This is a genomic window from Streptomyces sp. NPDC043854, assembly GCF_056436005.1.
The window spans coordinates 64,320-81,004 of sequence record NZ_JBWKDK010000031.1 but is presented as its reverse complement, the minus strand read 5'-3'; the positions used below and the strand labels follow the sequence as shown (position 1 = coordinate 81,004).

Annotated in this window: 13 protein-coding genes and 1 pseudogene; 7 read left to right on the top strand and 7 right to left on the bottom strand. The window is 69.0% G+C overall.

The window, feature by feature from the left end:
* Nucleotides 1-3: 3 nt before the first annotated feature.
* Nucleotides 4-516 carry a hypothetical protein gene (locus tag AC068A_RS25510; RefSeq protein ID WP_478588532.1) on the bottom strand — a complete coding sequence of 171 codons (513 nt, stop codon included), beginning with the start codon at nucleotides 514-516 and terminating at the stop codon, nucleotides 4-6.
* A 504-nt stretch (nucleotides 517-1,020) separates the two neighbouring features.
* Between AC068A_RS25510 and AC068A_RS25505 the strand changes: the two genes are divergently transcribed.
* Entirely contained in the window at nucleotides 1,021-2,106 is a 1,086-nt protein-coding gene (locus AC068A_RS25505; RefSeq protein ID WP_478588530.1) for an FG-GAP repeat domain-containing protein, read from the top strand.
* 153 nt (nucleotides 2,107-2,259) lie between these two features.
* Here AC068A_RS25505 and AC068A_RS25500 read toward each other — a convergent pair whose 3' ends face one another.
* The 3 genes from AC068A_RS25500 to AC068A_RS25490 form a co-directional block, all read right to left on the bottom strand.
* Complete coding sequence (locus AC068A_RS25500) at nucleotides 2,260-5,175, bottom strand: D-alanyl-D-alanine carboxypeptidase (RefSeq protein ID WP_478588528.1); 2,916 nt, start codon at nucleotides 5,173-5,175, stop codon at nucleotides 2,260-2,262.
* A 405-nt stretch (nucleotides 5,176-5,580) separates the two neighbouring features.
* Nucleotides 5,581-6,423 carry an NAD(P)H-binding protein gene (locus tag AC068A_RS25495; RefSeq protein ID WP_478588526.1) on the bottom strand — a complete coding sequence of 281 codons (843 nt, stop codon included), beginning with the start codon at nucleotides 6,421-6,423 and terminating at the stop codon, nucleotides 5,581-5,583.
* Nucleotides 6,420-6,851: a nuclear transport factor 2 family protein gene (locus AC068A_RS25490; RefSeq protein ID WP_478588525.1), complete on the bottom strand. Its 432-nt coding sequence runs from the start codon at nucleotides 6,849-6,851 to the stop codon at nucleotides 6,420-6,422. Before AC068A_RS25490 ends, AC068A_RS25495 begins: the two co-directional genes overlap by 4 nt.
* Before the next feature lie 92 nt (nucleotides 6,852-6,943).
* Between AC068A_RS25490 and AC068A_RS25485 the strand changes: the two genes are divergently transcribed.
* Entirely contained in the window at nucleotides 6,944-7,561 is a 618-nt protein-coding gene (locus AC068A_RS25485) for a TetR/AcrR family transcriptional regulator (RefSeq protein WP_478588560.1), read from the top strand.
* A 6-nt stretch (nucleotides 7,562-7,567) separates the two neighbouring features.
* Here AC068A_RS25485 and AC068A_RS25480 read toward each other — a convergent pair.
* The 3 genes and pseudogenes from AC068A_RS25480 to AC068A_RS25470 all read right to left on the bottom strand — a co-directional run.
* Nucleotides 7,568-7,780: pseudogene (locus AC068A_RS25480) on the bottom strand (hypothetical protein); the annotation flags it as partial.
* A 99-nt stretch (nucleotides 7,781-7,879) separates the two neighbouring features.
* Nucleotides 7,880-8,599, bottom strand: a complete 720-nt coding sequence (locus tag AC068A_RS25475; protein ID WP_478588523.1) for a leucine-rich repeat domain-containing protein — start codon at nucleotides 8,597-8,599, stop codon at nucleotides 7,880-7,882.
* Nucleotides 8,600-8,748: 149 nt separating this feature from the next.
* Complete coding sequence (locus AC068A_RS25470; protein WP_478588558.1) at nucleotides 8,749-9,279, bottom strand: S1 RNA-binding domain-containing protein; 531 nt, start codon at nucleotides 9,277-9,279, stop codon at nucleotides 8,749-8,751.
* A gap of 634 nt (nucleotides 9,280-9,913) precedes the next feature.
* Here AC068A_RS25470 and AC068A_RS25465 point away from each other — a divergent pair.
* From AC068A_RS25465 to AC068A_RS25445, 5 genes are all read left to right on the top strand, one after another.
* Nucleotides 9,914-10,399 (top strand): lactococcin 972 family bacteriocin, encoded by a 486-nt coding sequence (locus tag AC068A_RS25465; protein ID WP_478588521.1) that lies wholly within the window; start codon nucleotides 9,914-9,916, stop codon nucleotides 10,397-10,399.
* A gap of 197 nt (nucleotides 10,400-10,596) precedes the next feature.
* Nucleotides 10,597-11,202, top strand: coding sequence for a hypothetical protein (locus tag AC068A_RS25460; RefSeq protein WP_478588520.1), 606 nt, complete (start codon nucleotides 10,597-10,599; stop codon nucleotides 11,200-11,202).
* A 680-nt stretch (nucleotides 11,203-11,882) separates the two neighbouring features.
* Nucleotides 11,883-12,710, top strand: a complete 828-nt coding sequence (locus AC068A_RS25455) for an FAD binding domain-containing protein (protein WP_478588518.1) — start codon at nucleotides 11,883-11,885, stop codon at nucleotides 12,708-12,710.
* A complete protein-coding gene (locus AC068A_RS25450; protein ID WP_478588516.1) occupies nucleotides 12,707-15,433 on the top strand; it encodes a molybdopterin-dependent oxidoreductase in 2,727 nt (908 codons plus the stop codon). The genes AC068A_RS25455 and AC068A_RS25450 overlap by 4 nt, the downstream gene beginning before the upstream one ends.
* A complete protein-coding gene (locus AC068A_RS25445) occupies nucleotides 15,430-16,401 on the top strand; it encodes an antibiotic biosynthesis monooxygenase (protein ID WP_478588514.1) in 972 nt (323 codons plus the stop codon). The genes AC068A_RS25450 and AC068A_RS25445 overlap by 4 nt, the downstream gene beginning before the upstream one ends.
* Nucleotides 16,402-16,685 lie beyond the last annotated feature (284 nt).

Sequence of the window (16,685 nt, the reverse complement as noted above, 5' to 3'; positions counted from 1 at the left end):
GGCTCAGGCCACCGAGTGAGTGATCGTGCCGGTGTACTCGCCGGCCGCGGCGGTGGTGGGAACGTCGATGCTGAGCGTGGGATTCCAGGTCGCGGTGTTGGCGCCGCCACCTCCCGTGTGAGAGAACGCGGTACGCGTCGTGTCAAGGGTCACGGCGTCGCCCGCAGTGGGCTGTCCGGGGGTGAAGGTTCCGCTGCCTTCCATGCTCGTCGCGGGGCCCGACCAGTAGGTCACATTGTTGTTGGGGACCGTCTCGTTGGGGCTGCCCCCGCCGGTGGTGAAGTCGGTCGAGGAAACGGACGCGGTCCAGGGAGCCGGCACCACACCGCGCCCGTCATTGACGGTGACCGGCCCGATCTGCCCGGAGGTCGTGTCACCGATGTCGACGTTCGGCAGCGATGCGTCGGGCGGAGCGGACACCGTCAGTGCCCCGCCTTGGACGACGAACGTCGTGTTGGTGTCCACGGCCCACGCCGAGGACACCACAGCCGACGCCACCACAGACACAGCGGCCACCACTACTACGGACGAAACTCTCATTCATCACTCCTGGCTGGATCAGCTTGCCCCCAGCCGTGTATCAGTATCGGCCCCGCCGCACCCGAAGGCGTTCGCTTCAGACTCCAAGGCCGTGCCCTACATTCGCCCATCCGGCCCTGGGCGACCGCCGGCGGGCATTTGAGATGCCAGGGGGCTTGCGGTTGTCCACACGGCACGGCGGCTCCGGCGCACGATACCGGCCTGTGCGCGCCGGCCACGGGCGACGAGTTTGCCCCGAGTCGATATCCAGACACCGATCAACTCATTGACGGCGTGTATGTGCAGCGAGGAACGTACGTAGTGCTTCCATATCACCATTCCTCCTGCTCTGGCCTGCAGGAATGGACCCTCTTCAGGGTGCCCACGCGACGCCCCGGCACATGCGACCCCCCTGAAACAACGCCCCTGTAAGGAGGCGCCGTGCTGCGACAACATCCGGCCAGAAGAATCGGAACAGGCGCACGGAGCGCGGTGACTGCCGTGCTGACCGCCATAGTGCTGGCCACCACTCAAGGCCTTGCCTGGGCGGGCGCACCGACGTTCGCCACCCATGTGCAGTACGCCACGGCAGGCGAACCCCTGGCCGTGACCGTGACGGACTTCGACGGCGACGGATTCGAGGACGTGGCCTCCGTCAACTTCAGCGCCAATTCGATCTCCGTCCTGCTCGGCAACGGCGACGGCACCTTGGATGCCAAGACCGACTACACCACCGGCACCGGCCCCTTCGGCGTGGCGACCGGTGACCTCAACGAGGACGGCGACACCGACCTGGTCGTTCTCAACAACCTTGCCAACACGCTGTCGGTGCTGCTGGGCAACGGCGACGGCACCTTCGGTGCCAAGACCGACTACACCACCGCAGCCAGCCCGTACAAGGCCGCGATCGGCGACTTCGACGAGGACGGAAACCTCGACGTCGCCGCCACGGCAGCGGACGCCGACTCCGTCTCCGTCCTGCTGGGCAACGGCGACGGCACCCTCGACGCCAAGACCGACTACACCACCGGCACCTATCCATTCGGCGTGCTGGCAGGCGACTTCGACGAAGACGGCAACCTCGACCTGGCCGTGTCCAACCAGGGAGCCGATTCGGTGTCGGTGCTGCTGGGCAACGGCAACGGCACCTTCGACGCCAAGACCGACTACACCACCGCAGGGCAACCAACCGGTCTGGTGACAGCGGACTTCGACGAGGACGGAAACCTGGACCTGGCAACCGCGAACCTCGATGCCCAGTCGGCGTCCGTCCTGCTGGGCAACGGCGACGGCACCTTCGACGCCAAGACCGACTACACCACCGACTGGGCGCCCTTCGGTCTTGTCGCCGCCGACTTCGACGGCGACGGCAACATCGACCTCGCCACACCCAACGTCGCCGCAAACAACGTCTCCGTACTGCCCGGGACCGGGACCGGCACGTTCTCGACCCGAAGCGACTTCACCGTCGGCGACTACCCGTTCTCCATCGCGGCGGGCGATCTCAACGAAGACAGCCGCCCCGACCTGGTGACGCCGAACATAATGGCGGACACGGTGTCGGTGCTCCGCAACACCACGACGTAGCACCACAGGCACCGCGGAGCTCGCACAGTTCGCGTAGCTCGCACAGCTGTTGAGACCAGCCCCAACCGGCGGCTGTTCACGAGTGGCCTCTGACACCCTCCCGGATCCCGCCCGCCGGCCCGGCCCCACGGCCGAGCCGGCGGGCGGGCCCGCTCAGCCGAGGCGGGTGAGCCGGGCGCCGACGGAGGGCTCGGTCAGGGCGTTCCGGACGGCCACCGGCACGCTCTTGGCCCCTTCACCGTCACCGGCCGTCAGGGTGCCGACCTCCGTGCCGGCCTTCGCCTTGTGCGGCAGCGGTGAGGCGCCGGCGCCGGTGGCGAGGGTGAGCTTGAACTGCTGGCCCGGAACGCCGATCACGTTCAGATCCTTGGTGGCCACGAGCGGCGTGCGGCCGCCGAGGCCGTCGTCCACGTAACCGACCGTGTCGCCCTTGCGGATGAGCGGGGTGGACGCCAGGGCCGTCCGCACCGCCTCGATGATCTTCTTGCTGTTCGCCAGCACCAGGGCCAGGCTCTCGGTCGCGTACGGGTCCGGGCCCTCCACGCGCTGCTCCATCAGCGTGCCGAGGATCAGCGGGGTCTCGTCGCCGACCGACTTGTACGCCGCCCACATCAGCGTTCCGCCGGCCGGTGTGCTGGAGCCGGTCTTGATGCCGCGGACGCTGAGCCCCTGCACGCTGAGCAGCTTGTTGTTGTTGATGAGCGGCTCGGCCAGCCCCTTGATGGGTGCGCTGGGCATGGCGACGATCGCGCGGAAGACCTCGTCCTTCATCACCGCCTCGGCCAGCTTCAACTGGTCGGTGGCAGTGCTGACGGTGCCGGCGTCCAGGCCGCTGGGGTCCGTGTACGTGGTGTCCTTCATCCCGAGGTCCTTGGCGGCGGCGTTCATCTTCTCCACGAACGCGGCCTCGGAGTCGCTGCCGGTGTCCCAGCGGGCCAGCAGGCGGGCGACGTTGTTGGCCGACGGGATCATCAGCATCTTGAGCATGTCCTGCTGGCTGAACTTCGTCCCGGCCGTGAGCCCCTGGATACGGGACTCGTTCTCGGAGTTGCCGTCGGCCACGGCCTTCGCGTCGACCGTGATGTCGGGACCGGGCTCGTTCTTGCGCAGGGAGTGGCCCTTGAGGATCACGTAGGCCGTCATCACCTTGGCCACGCTGGCCGTGGGGACGGGCTTCTGCTCGCCGAACGTGCCGATGTCGCCGGAGCCGGGGATGCGGACGGCCCCCTGGCCCTTGGCGGGCCAGGGGATGGAGAACCGGCCGTCGACGGTGTGACCGGTCTCGGCGGCGACGAGCCGGGGGGCGGGGAGCGGACGCAGCAGCTGGGCGCCGGCAATGGCCCCGGCGAGGAGCAACAGGATCGGCGTCCACACCTTGACGCGGCGCAGCGCGGTCCGGCGGGGGGTCTCCGGCGGGGGAGGGGTGTTGGTGAGCTCGGCCAGCAGATCCAGCGGTCGCTGGGGCGTCGTGGGCGTCGTGGGCGTCGTGGGCGCGGGGGCCTGGGGTTGCGGCTGGGGCCGCGGCGCGGCGGGCTCCGGCACGTCGAGCGGCTTGAGGGCGGCGATCCGCCTCGTCCGCTCGGAGTCGCTCTCCCCTCCCCGAGCCCACGCGGGCACTCTCGGGCCGTCGTCCCCGGCCGTGGCCTTGGTGCCGGTGCCGGTGCCGGTGCCCGTCGCGGCGTTGGCCTTGGGCTTCCGGTCTGTCGCGGCAGCGTCGGGCGCGCGGAAGGCGACGGTTCGCGTGTCCTCGCCTCCGCCGTCGGAGCCGGTCGTGGCGGCCGGGGCGTCCCCGGCCTTGGTCCCGTCACCCGGCGCGTCGGCGCGCGTCGCGGGCTTGGTCCCGGCCTGGGCCCTGTCGCGTACCGGCTTGGCGAGTGTCAGCGTGCCGTCGGCCTTTTCGTCGGCCTTCTGGTCGGCCTCGGCTGCGGTCCCGGTGGGGCTTGCGGGCGCGTCATCCGGCTCGGGCTCGGTGTCCTTTCCGGTGCCGGCGGTGGGCCGAGGCCCGCGCTCGGGTTCGTTGCCCGCTGCGGCAGCGGCGGGTGCGCTCGGCGCCCCGGGGTCCGATGCGGGTGTGGACCCGGCCTTGGAGCCCGCCCCCGCAACGTCGGGTACGGGCTGGGTGGGCGTCAGGGGGCCGTCGGCCTTCTCGTCGGCCTCGGCGTCAGGGGTGGGTCGAGTCCCGCTCCTGGGCTCATCGCCCGGTGCGGAGGCCTTGGGCGCGGGTGACGCGACGGCTTCCGCGTCATCGGCCCCGGTGTCGCTCCCGGGCTTGGCGGCGGTACGTGCGGGCAGGGTGAGCACGTGCGTGTCGTCGGCCGTCTGCCCGGCCTTGGCTTCCGCTTCCGTGTCCGTGTCGCCCGCGGCCTCGGCACCAGCCTCGGACTCGGACTCGGACTCGGCCTCGGACTCGGACTCGGACTCGGTGTCGGACTCGGCCTCGGTGTCGGTGTCGGGCTGGGGGGTCCTCGCGTCAGTGTCGGCGTTGTCCTCGACGCCGGAACGAGTCCCGGCCGTGCTGTCGGCCATGGGCCACGCAACGTCGGGCGAACGGTCGGCCTTTCCCCTTGCCTCGGCTTCGGCCTTGGCCCTGGGGGTGTCGCCGGGCGTGGCGGTACCGCGCGCGGACTGCGTGCCGTCGGCCGTCTCACCGGTTTCGGCCGCGGTATTGGTGCTGCTGCCGGCCGAGGACCGGGCTTTCGCCCCGCTGCTCGCGGCTTCGCTGCCTCGGGCGGCAGGGTCGGGTGTGGGCGGCGAGACCGCGCCCGTGCGGTCGGCCCCGGCATCCGTCTTCTGCTGGGCGGTGTCGCGTGCAGGCTCGGGCTCGCCGGCCTCGGCCCTGTTCTCGGGCTCGTCGCCCGGTGCCTCAGCGCCGCGTGTGAGGAGCGCGCGGTCGGCGTCGGCCTCGGCCGTGTCGTCAGCTGTGATCGGCGCGATGGCAGGCGTGTCCTCGGCCGCTGTGACGTCCGCGTTGTCCGGTTCCGCGGAAGTGTCGTCAGGGCCTGCCCCCGTGGTGGTCCTCTCGAGCTCCGGGTCGTCCGGAGAACCGCCCGCCACCGTTATCGCCTTCATCCCAGCCCCGCCTTGTCACTCACACTGTGCAGATACCGTGTCGCGATGCCCCTGCGGAGCCCCGCCGCACTGCTAGATGTGCGCAGCGCACGGCTCGTTCCCCCTTCTCGTCCTGTGACCGTTGTTCGGCACGCCGTGCCGGACGTGTTCCGCTCCCGCGCCGCGGCCGTGACGGTGCGGATCAACCCCCGCGGCGGAGACGACGATGATGCCGATCCGCGCGATCAGGCCGTCCAGTACGGCGCCTGCCACTGCACCTACGCCGCCACCCGGGTCGACACCAGGCTCCGCTGGGCACGGCCAGGCCGGCCGAACTCGGCCTGCGCGACCGGGTCCAGGCGGTCGTCCTCGGCTACCGGGTCGGGTCGGGCTGGTGTCCGACACCGCCTGAACTGCCCGCCGGGCTCACCGCATCTCCCGTTCCACGAGGGCGCGGAAGGTGCCCGCGGGCCGGCCGGTGAGGCGCTGGACGGAGTCGGTGATGCGGTCCTCCGCGCCCTCGGCGATGGCGCGGTCCATGCCGGCCAGCAGCGCGGCGAACTCGTCCGGCATCAGGACGGCGAGGCGATCGCGCATCCGCTCGTAGGACAGCGGTCGGTGGACCACGGGCCGGCCGGTGACCTCGGTGATGACCGTGGCGATGTCGTCGTAGCCGAGTGCCTCGGGTCCGGTGAGGACGAGATCGGTGTTGGGGGCGTGTTCGTCGGTCAGGGCGTGGACGGCTACGGCCGCGATGTCCTCGGCGTCGACGAAGCCGATGCGGCCGCTGCCGGCGGCGGTCCAGATGGCGCCTTCGTCACGGATGCTGAGGGCGTGCATGTGCGTGCCGGTGAAGTTCTGCATGAACCAGGACGGCCGCAGCACCGCCCACTCGTCGAAGATGCCCGGCAGCGCCTGGTGCACCTGGCCCACGGCCGGCCCGCCCTCAGGGATGGAGGAGGCGCTCAGGAGCACCGTACGCCGCACGCCGGCGGCGTGGGCCCGGCGCAGGAAGGGCAGGACGACGGCTGCGGGGTCGGGATCGCCCACGGGCGGGATCACGTAGATGCGGTCGACGCCGTCGAGGGCGGCGCCATGGGTGCCCGGGTCGTACCAGTCGAAGCGGACCGCCTCGGCTCCTCTCACCGGTGTGGCCTTGCGGCCGGCCGCCCTGACCGCGTGACCGGCGGCCGTCAGCCGGGCGGTGGCGCGGCTGCCGGTGGTGCCGGTGGCGCCGATGACCAGGGTGGTGGGGCGGGTGACGGTCATCGGCTGCTCCCGGCGAAGTCGGTGCCGGGTTCGAGAACGGCGAGGGGGTTCCAGTAGTCGCGGTAGGAGGTGATGCGCCCGTCCTGAACGGTGACGACGGCGATGTAGGTCATGTCGAACGGGCTGCCTGTCTCCACCAGGCGGCCGACGCCGCGCATCTCGACCACGATGGTCTCCGGATCGACGGTCTGGTGGATCCGCAGGTCGGCTTCGGGGAATTCGTGCAGATCGATGTGGTCGGGGTACGGGCGCATGTAGTCGGCGATGGCCTCCTTCCCTGCCAGCCGCTCGGGCCGGCCCGGGGGCGCGAACGGGAACTCCATCACCCCGTCCTCGGCCCACAGGCCGACCCAGCCGGGAATGTCCTTGTCGAGCAGCAGCCGCAGGCTGTGGCGGTAGAGATCCGCCGGAGAAGCCGGTACGGACATGGGTATCCTCCGTCTCGTAAAATACGGACCCTGGGTCCGTTTCGACGATACGGACTCGGGGTCCGCTTTGCAATTGGAGGAACCGCGTGCCTGTGCCCGAGCGCAACGAGCGCAAACCCCGCAAGGACGCCGCCCGTAACCGGAAGGCCGTCCTGGAGGCCGCCGACGCTCTCTTCGCCCGCTGCGAGAGCCCGGAGGACCTCACCATGGCCGACATCGCGGCAGCGGCCGGCGTCGGCAAAGGAACGCTCTTCCGCGCCTTCGGCGACCGCGCCGGGCTGCTGCGCGCGCTGTACGAGGCGCGGCTCGAACCGATCAGGGAGGCCGTGGAAGCGGGCCCGCCGCCCCTGGGGCCCGCCACCCCACCGCAGCAGCGCGTGCCCGCCCTGCTCGACGCCGTGCTGTGCTTCAAGCTCGACAACCGCCGCCTCGCGCTGGCCCTGGAGGAGAGCGGGAGCAGCAGCCTCTATCAGGCGGAGCACTACGAGCGGTGGCACAGCCTGCTCCAAGACGTGCTGGAGCAGATTCCCGGCCTGGCCGAGAGCGACTTCACCGCCCATGCCCTGCTCGCCGCCACCCGGGCCGACCTCGTCGAGCGTCTGGCCGGCCGGGAGGGCGTGCCGCGCGAGCGGCTGCGGGCTCAACTGGCGGACTTCGCGGCCCGGGTCGTGACTTCCCGCCCGCCCCAGGGATCGCCCTCCGAGGACTGATCGGAGCGCGCAGGGCATGAGCGAGGGCATCCTGAGGTAGCACTGCTCGACCTGGGCGGTCAGGTCGCCCAGGTCAACCGTGATCCCCTCGGCATCCCAGGCGACCTGCCCGGCGATGAAGACCATCCGCGAACCGGAAGCGCCTGCTGGAGCGCAACGGCCTGGGAGGGAGCACGGTGCACCGGACGGTGGCGCATCCCCCGCGAGAGCTACGCGCACCGTCCTCGCAGGTGACGCGCCGCCGTCGCCGCGCTTGTAGCGTGGTATCTGACGAGGCGGAGGGGGGACCATCCATGTCGGCACCGCGTGTCGTCTCGCTCATGCCAAGACGACGCATCCCTGTCGCTCGAGCTCGGTCAGTAGCGGTAGGGAGGGATCGATATCGTTCCATCGCAGATCCAGCTTCTCCAGTGATGGAAGCAGGGTGAGCCAGTCCGGCAGCTGGCTGAGACGGTTGCTCCGCAGGTCGATCTGACGTAGTCGCGGGAGGCCGGCCAGTGACCGCGGTAGCTCGGCCACGGAGTTCTCGCGCAGGTCCAGGTGACGAAGTTCGTGCAGTTCAGCGATCGACGGCGGCAAGTGCTCGATCGTGTTTCCCCGGAGCCAGAGCTCACGCAGGTTGCGGAGTCGGCCGATGGAGTCGGGCAGCGTGGTGAGCCGGTTGTGCTGTGCCCTGAACTCGATGAGGCTGGTCATCCTCCCGATGGCCTCGGGGAGGGCGGTGAGGGAGTTCTCACTGATGTTGAGGTAACGCAGCCGGGTCAGGTTTCCCAAAGTGTCCGGAATCCGTGACAGCTGGTTGTCGTGCAAATAGAGGCAGCCGCTGAGCTCGTTCAGATTGCTCAGTTCGTCGGGTACTGACGTGAGTGCGTTGTGGCCAAGGTCCAGGGTCGTCAGCTGGTGGAGCCGACCGATCTCCGGTGAGAGGGCCGTGAGTCCGTTGTTCGCAAGGATCAGCACGCGGAGCTCGGTCTGTTGCCAGACTGATTCGGGCACTTCTCCGAGTTCCTGGCGCCACAGGTTCAGCGTGTGCCTCACGGCCTTCTCACCTTCGTCAGCGGTCTTGGGCCTCGATTCTCATCCGGACTTCGGGGGACAGGCAGCCAGTTCGGAACAGGATCAACCCTGCCTCGGCATGGTCAGTGCGTGTGCGCGTGCGCGTGCGCGTGCCGGCCAGGCGGTAGGGGTCACTCGAGATGTGTGGAAACCTGTCGTCGCGAGAGGACCAGCCTCCGTCGCTGTCGGTCGATCTCTGTGACGACGACCATGATCTTGTCGCCGACCTGGACGACATCCTCTGGATCCGCGACAGGCGTCCATGTCAGCTCTTGCAGATGGACCAGTCCCACGATGTCGTCGGTGACCTGGACGAAGACGCCGAACGGGACCAGCTTGGTGACCCGTCCCTGCAGCATCTGCCCCACCGCGGCACCGTCGGCGAACAAGGGGAAAGGGTCGGGCTGCGTGGCTCGCAGGGACAGCCTGGCCTCTCCGTTCGTTGTGTCGAACTGGAGGAATTCGCACGAGACGCGCTGTCCCACCTGCACGACGTCCGAAACCGTGTCGAAGTGTCGCCAGGACAGCTCGGGGATCGTGATGAACCCGACGCCGGGGAAGACCGGGTGGTCCGGGCCGTCGTCCAGCGCTACGAACACACCGAACCGTTCGATCGACGCGACCCCGCCCGAAAGTACCCCGCCAACCTGGAGGGATTTCAGAACCCGACTGGGTCCTCGACCGCGCGACCTGGGCCGTCATCCAGGCCGGGCTGCCCCGCCCCATCGCATTCGCCGGACGATCCCAGAACCAGCGGTCGACGACCTCCTGCGGGAATGCGCGTCAGAGTTCACCTGGTCTCAGCTCACCGGCAGCGAAGCGACCCCCGCCCCGAGCAGCCAGCGCCTCGGCCCCTACGCCAGCGAGCCTGACAACAACAACGGCCCCCAGGCCCTCATTCGGAGCCGTCTCGTCCGGCCTCGCGGCTTCCTCTGCTGCCTCGAACTCCGGATGGCCGCGCCATGCCGCGTTCGACGGGTGCGCGGGAGATGGCCAGTGCCCGGTTGACCGTTGGCCGAATCGCGGACAGTTCGCCGCCGGGCGGTCGTCGGCGTCCGGGATCCCGCGAACGGGACGGGTGGCATGCCGACGCCATAGGCCAAGCCGAACGTCAGATACCGGCCACCGATCGGCACTTAAAGCAGGCGATGAGAAATGCGGAAATATCCAGACGATAGCGCATGAATCGGTCAGAGGGGCTTTGAGTCAACAGGTTCAATTTTCCTTTGCCGGCAGGTGCGGACCCGTGAAGGATCTCTGCCGTCCCCAACAGGGGGAAAAAGGGGAGGGAATTTCATGAAGATTGCCGGTAGATCCGTCGCTTTCGCCATCGCGGGCGCAGCCATCGCGACTGTAGGCCTCGCGGCGCCGGCCACCGCGGACGCGTCTGCAACCGCCAGCGCCTCCGGAGCCACCGTCACCGTCCACCACCGCGGGGACGGCACCCAGCCGCCTGCAGAGCTGGGCAACCCCTCTGAATGGGGTGTGGTGACGTTCAAGATGGACGCTTCGACGGGCTCTTTCAGCCCGCTGTCGCGGACATGCCTCAGCCCGTCCAGCGGTGGCACCTGGTGTTACGGCTGGTACGCAAGAGAGGTCAGCCCCGGGGTAGTCAATAAGTACTGCTACTCGAATTACCATCACCAGACGAAGGGGCACTCGTCCACGGTGAAGCTCGCGGGCAGTACGCGTCGCGTTCACGCCACAGCCGGCAACACGTCCAACGCGAACCTCACTGCGGGTCTCGCCTACACCTGCTCCACCTACTACAGCGTCGATTAGGTTCCGATCGCCGCACCAAGCGGTAACTCCTCGGAAGGTGCGGTAGGTTGATGAGCCGCTCTGGGGCTGTTCGGTTGCCCGGGCAGCCCCAGGGCGGCGCCACCTCCGACTCGGACTTACCCACTGAACGGGGAAGAGAAATCATACGATTTACGCGTGCTCGCGTTGTGCCGGTCGCTGTGTCTCTCGGAGCGGGTTTGCTGCTCGGCCTGGTGGGCCCCGTTGCCGGGAAATGGGATAATCCCGTTTGCGTCGCCGTGAGTATTGTTTTTTCTAGTGGTTGGCCGTGGGCCTGCTATGCGTTGCTGGTGGGCTATTTCCGCCGTTCCAAAATCGAGTCGGCATTGCTGGCGTCTTTGGGACTCGGCATCGGTGTAGTCGCGTACTACCTTTTCAAGGACATGAATCCCACCATTCCGGCCGGAATGAAATCCGCCACCTCCATTCCGGATGGGATGGAGTCTGGCACCTCCAGCGAGGGGCAAATTCTCGTGTGGGGAATGGCGGCTTTCGTGTTTGGTGCGCCTGTGGGGCTCATGGGGAACGTAGCGCGAACTCCCGGAGTCGGTGGCCTTCTGTTCCGTCTGCTTGTTCCATTGATCGCCTTCTTCGAGGCGACTCAGCGATTGAGCGTAGAGGCGGACTCGCAGGGTCCGGTTTTCGCCATGACCTGGAACGTAACTCGCGTCGCAGCATGCGTCGTCGCCGTGGCTCTCGTGGGACACACGGTGTGGAGCTGGCGCGTTAGGCGTAGCCGAGCCGACGGGCGAACGGAAGCTGCCGCGCCCGCACGGCGTCTCTGACGCCTCGTTCTGACGTTGCCACAGGCCCGGACGTTCCGTGCCGAGCCGTCTCACGCTGCTGCCCTCACGAGCACGAAGGGTACGGGCATGTACGACGAAGAACGGTTGCCGCTGCTGACGTTGGAAGAGATGCACGGTGTCATCGACGTCCTGGTGCACGACCTCGCCGCACGGGTCCCGTCCCGCGAATGAACCCGCCCGCACCCCCAAGCCACGGCGTCGCGCTCGACATGCCGGACTCCAGGCGCCCGCCGGCGCCTTACGGGTATGTGCCGACCCCGGTCCGCCAGGACAGCTGAACCACGACAACGCAAAACAGCCCCGCCCTCCGAAGAGGACGGGGCTCATCGAGCGTTTCAGCACGGCCACTCATCGGGTGACGGCGGTGGTGGCGCCGCCGAGTGCGACCGCGTCGGCGACAGCCGCGCCGACTACTCCGCTGTGGCCGGCACGTCCGCCAGTCGCAGCGGACCCCGGCGGGGCGGACGCCGGTCCGGCCCTGAGCGAGCAGGGTCGACCCGTTCTGAGTACGCTGAAAAGGATTTCTGCGCCCACCGTCCTGCCTTGAGCGCGAGCGCAGCGGCCGCCGATGGTTCGTCCTGCCGCGCGAGGCGGCGCCCTTCCCTGCGTGCATCGAGCAGGTGGCTTTCCCCAGGTGACTTTCCGCAGGTGACTCTCCCATGGACATCAACACCATTACCGAAGTCGTCCGGCGGCCGTCCGACCAGCCGGGTGCAGACTGGCGCGAAGGCGATGCCTGGCTGGCGGGCGGCACATGGCTGTTCTCCGCGGAGCAGCCGGACCTGCGCCGCCTGGTCGATCTGACGGCGCTGCCCTGGGACCCGCTCGTCCCGAGCGACGAGGGTCTCGAGATCGGCGCCACGTGCACCATCCGTGACCTGTACGCCTTCGCACCGCCGCCCGACTGGACCGCGGGCAGCCTCATCGGCACGGCCTGCGAGGCGTTCCTGTCCTCGTTCAAGGTCTGGAACTCGGCCACCGTCGGCGGGAACATCTGCATGTCCCTGCCCGCCGGTCCGATGATCACTCTGACGGTCGCGCTCGAGGCCCGGTACGAGCTGTGGGCCGCCGACGGGTCCGTACGCACCGTCGATGCCCTCGACTTCGTGACCGGCGACAACCGCAACATCCTCGCTCCCGGGGAAATACTGCGCCGGATCGACATTCCGGCACACGCACTGCGGAAGCGGCCCGCGCACCGCCGGTTCACACTGACCCACCTCGGCCGCTCGACCGTGTTCCTCATCGGTACGAACACGCCCGGCACGAGCGATTTCCTGCTCACCATCACCGCCGGCACGACACGGCCTGTCCGCCTCGCTTTCGACACCGTGCCCGATGTTCGGACCCTGCGGCAGAGCATCGACGTCATCCCCGCCGACGTCTGGTTCGCCGACGCCAACGGCACCCCCGACCACCGTCGCCACCTGACCGGCTACTTCGCCGAAGAAATCCGCGGCGAGCTCATCCAGGGAGGCCGGTCATGACCTACCTCGTGAACGGCAGGAGCTTCGACGAAGAACCGGACCCCGGCCAGTGCCTGCGCACCTTCCTGCGCGCCCTCGGTCATTTCGGCGTCAAGAAGGGGTGCGACGCGGGGGACTGCGGCGCGTGCACCGTGTGGCTGGACGGGATCCCGGTCCACAGCTGCATCACCCCCGCCTTCCGCGCGGACGGCCGTGAGGTCACCACGATCGAGGGCCTCGGATCGCCCGGCGACCTGCATCCCGTGCAGCGCCGGTTCCGGGATGCCCCGGGGTTCCAGTGCGGCTTCTGCACCGCCGGGATGATCATGACGTCGGCGGCCTTCACCGAGGAGCAGAACGCGGACCTGCCGCGGGCATTGAAGGGGAATCTCTGCCGTTGCACCGGCTACCGGTCGATCGAGGACGCCGTGAAGGGCATCACGAGCGTGCAGACGGCCGAGCCGGGCAAGGCCGTCGGAACCAGCGTCGGCGCGCCGGCCGCCGAGGAGGTGGTGACCGGCCGGGCCGAGTTCACGATGGACACCCGCATGGAAGGCATGCTGCACCTCAAAGTGCTGCACTCGCCGCACGCCCACGCCCGGATCGTCTCGATCGACAAGACGGCCGCGCTCGCCGTCCCTGGCGTGTACCGCGTCTACACCTGGGAGGACGTGCCGCGCAGGCGCTTCACCACGGCGATCCACACCGACCACCTCGTCGACCCCGACGACACCTACATCCTCGACGACACGGTCCGATTCGTCGGCCAGCGCGTTGCCGCCGTCCTCGCCGACACGGTCGGGGCGGCCGAGGAGGGCTGCCGGAAGCTGGCCGTGGAGTACGAGGTGCTGCCGGCGGTCTTCGACCCGGAAGAGGCCATGGCCGACGGTGCTCCCCAACTGCACGGCTCCGAGGACCCGTTCGTCCGCGACTCAGTCCACAACCTTCTGCTGGAGATCCACTCCCACATCGGCGATGTCGAGGCCGGGTTCGCCGCAGCCGACGTGATCCACGAGGCCACCTACTCCTCGCCGCGCGTGCAGCACGCCCACCTGGAGACCCACGGCTCGATCGCCTGGATGGAGGACGGCCGGCTGAACGTCCGCACCAGCTCGCAGTCGCCGTCGATCGCGAAGGTCAAACTATCCTACCTGTTCGCGCTGCGCCCGGACCAACTCCGCGTCTTCTGCAAGCGCGTCGGCGGCGGTTTCGGCGGCAAGCAGGAAGTCATCTCGGAGGACCTGGTCGCGCTCGCCGCCCTGGACACCGGTCTGCCCATATGTCTCGAGTTCACGCGCGAGGAGGAGTTCACCACGGCCTCGCCGCGCCATCCGATGAAGCTGACGGTCAAGCTCGGCGCGAAGGCGGACGGCACGCTCACGGCACTCCAGGTGCGCAACGTGTCCAACACCGGTGCCTACGGCAACCACGGCGGCGAGACGCTGTACGCGGGCGGCGCCGCCGTCATGATCTACCGCTGCCCCAACAAGAAGTACGACGCCTTCTCCGTCTACACGAACACGGTGCCGAGCGGCGCGCTGCGCGGCTACGGAATGACGCAGCCGGCCTTCGCCGTGGAATCGGCGATGGACGAGCTGGCCCTCGCCCTGCACATGGATCCGCTCGAACTGCGCCGCCGCAACATCGTGCGCCCCGGCGATCCGCTCGTCGCGATGCACGACGGCCCCGACGACGTGATGTTCAACGAGGACGGACTCGGCAAGTGCATCGACCTCGTGGCCGGCGAGCTGGCCCGTACCGCCGACCAGCCCTCCCCGGGCCCCGGCTGGGTCACCGGGGTCGGCGTCGCGAGCTCCCTGCACGAGACCGCACCCCCGACCGAGCACATCTCCGAGGCCTGGATCACCCTCGGCGACGACCTCGTGTACGAACTCGCGGTCGGCACCGTCGAGTTCGGCGAGGGCACGTCGACCGCGCACGTCCAGATCGCGGCCAACCAGCTGGGGACGGTGCCGTCGCGGATCCGCCTGGTGCAGTCCGACACCGACCGCACGGGATTCGACACCGGCGCCTTCGCGAGCGCCGGGCTCTTCGTCGCGGGCAACGCGGTGCTCCGGGCGGCCGATGCGGTGCGCGACCGCATCCTGGAGTTCGCCGCCGCGCACACGGGCATCCACATCGTGATGTGCTCGATGGACGACGACCACGTCGTCTGCGGGGACGAACGCGTCCCGCTGGCCGAGCTCGTCGCCCTGGCCCGGGAACGCGGCATCCGGTTCACTGCCGCCCGCAAGGCGTACGGCTCGCCGCGCAGCGTCACCTCCAACACCCAGGGATTCCGCATCGCCGTCCACCGGATGACGGGCGAGATCCGGATCCTGTACAGCGTCCACGCGGCCGATGCAGGCATACTCATCAACCCCGAGCAGGTCCGCGGGCAGGTGGACGGCGGTGTCGCCCAGGGCATCGGATTCGCGCTGACCGAGAACTACCAGGTCGACGCCGACGGCGCCATGGTCAACCCGAGCCTGCGCAACTACCGGATTCCCACCTACGCGGACGTCCCCCGCACCGACCTGCTCCTGGTGGGTTCGTCGGACTCGGTCGGGGCGATGCACTCGAAGGGGATGGCGGAGTGCTGCATCAACCCGGTGGCCCCGGCGCTGGCGAACGCGCTCCGCGACGCCACCGGCATCCGCTACCGGGAACTGCCCTTCACTCCGGAACGGATCTACGGCCTGCTGAGCGAGAGCCGGCTGGCGCAGACGGGCCCGGGACGATGACCACCGAACAGCAGCGCGACGCCGCGGCGACCGTCATCATCGGCTACAAGGTCCGGCCGGGCATGGAACTGGAGTACGAGAAATGGCAGGAGGAGGTCAACGCCGCCGCCGCGCGGTACGCCGGCCACCTCGGTGCCGAGGTGTCCCCGCCGACCGACCTGCAACCCGACTGGATCGTCGTCTACCGCTTCGACTCGGTCGCCCACCTCCAGGCGTGGATCAACGGCGCGACCAGGCAGAGACTCCTCGACATCGGTGAGAAGTACTTCGACGGCCCCGCGACCCAGCAGGTGATCAGCGGCGGCACACAGCCGACGGACCCGCTCGTGACCGTCGTGGTCACCCACCGCGTCCGTCCGGACCAGGTCGACGAGTTCCTCCAGTGGCAGCGCCGCATGAGCGAGGAGGAGAGCAGGTTCGAGGGCTTCCGCGGCACCGAGATATTCCGCCCGATCGAGGGCCTCCAGGACGAGTGGACCACCCTGTACCGGTACGACAACGCCGAACACCTCGACGCCTGGCTCACGTCGGACAAGCGGCGGGAGGTGCTCGCCGAAGGCGAGAAGTTCAAGGACTTCAAACTGCGCACGATCGACAACTCGTTCGGCAGCTGGTTCGCCTTCGAGGAGAACGGCAAGGAAGCGCCCCCGCCCTCGGAAACCAAGACCGCCATCGCGGTCTGGGTGGGCCTCTACCCGACCGTCGTCGTGTTGACGCTCGCCCTGTCGCCGCTGAAGTGGCCGCTCTGGTTCGGGCTGCTCGTCGGCAACCTGCTGTCCAGCTTCATCATGAGCTTCTTCACGATGCCCTACTACGTGAACCGGCTGCTGAAGCGGTGGCTGTGGCCCCGGCCGGAGGAACCGCCGGCGAAGACCAACCTCGTAGGCCTCGGCATCGTCGCCGCGGTGACCGTGTTCTGGGCCGTCGTCTTCTACCTCATGACGCAACACCTCTGGCACCTGCCCTGAAGCCACGGCAGCGGCAAGCGGGGCCGAACTGCCCCGCACGGCCCGCCTGGAGGCAGGCCTGCTCAGCCTTGCCACACTCCCCGCCAACGGCTACCCGGTCCTGACCGCGACCTGGCAGCAGGCCACCCCGGCACCCTGTGCTCCGCTTTCGGGCGCCGGTGAGCAGCGATGATGCCCCGGCTGACCGATATGCCGGCCAAGGGAGCGGTCTTCCTCTTTCCCGGGCAGGGCCTCTCCCCATGGCGCTCTGGCCAACCTCTACGACGACGCGCACGGCGCTCCCC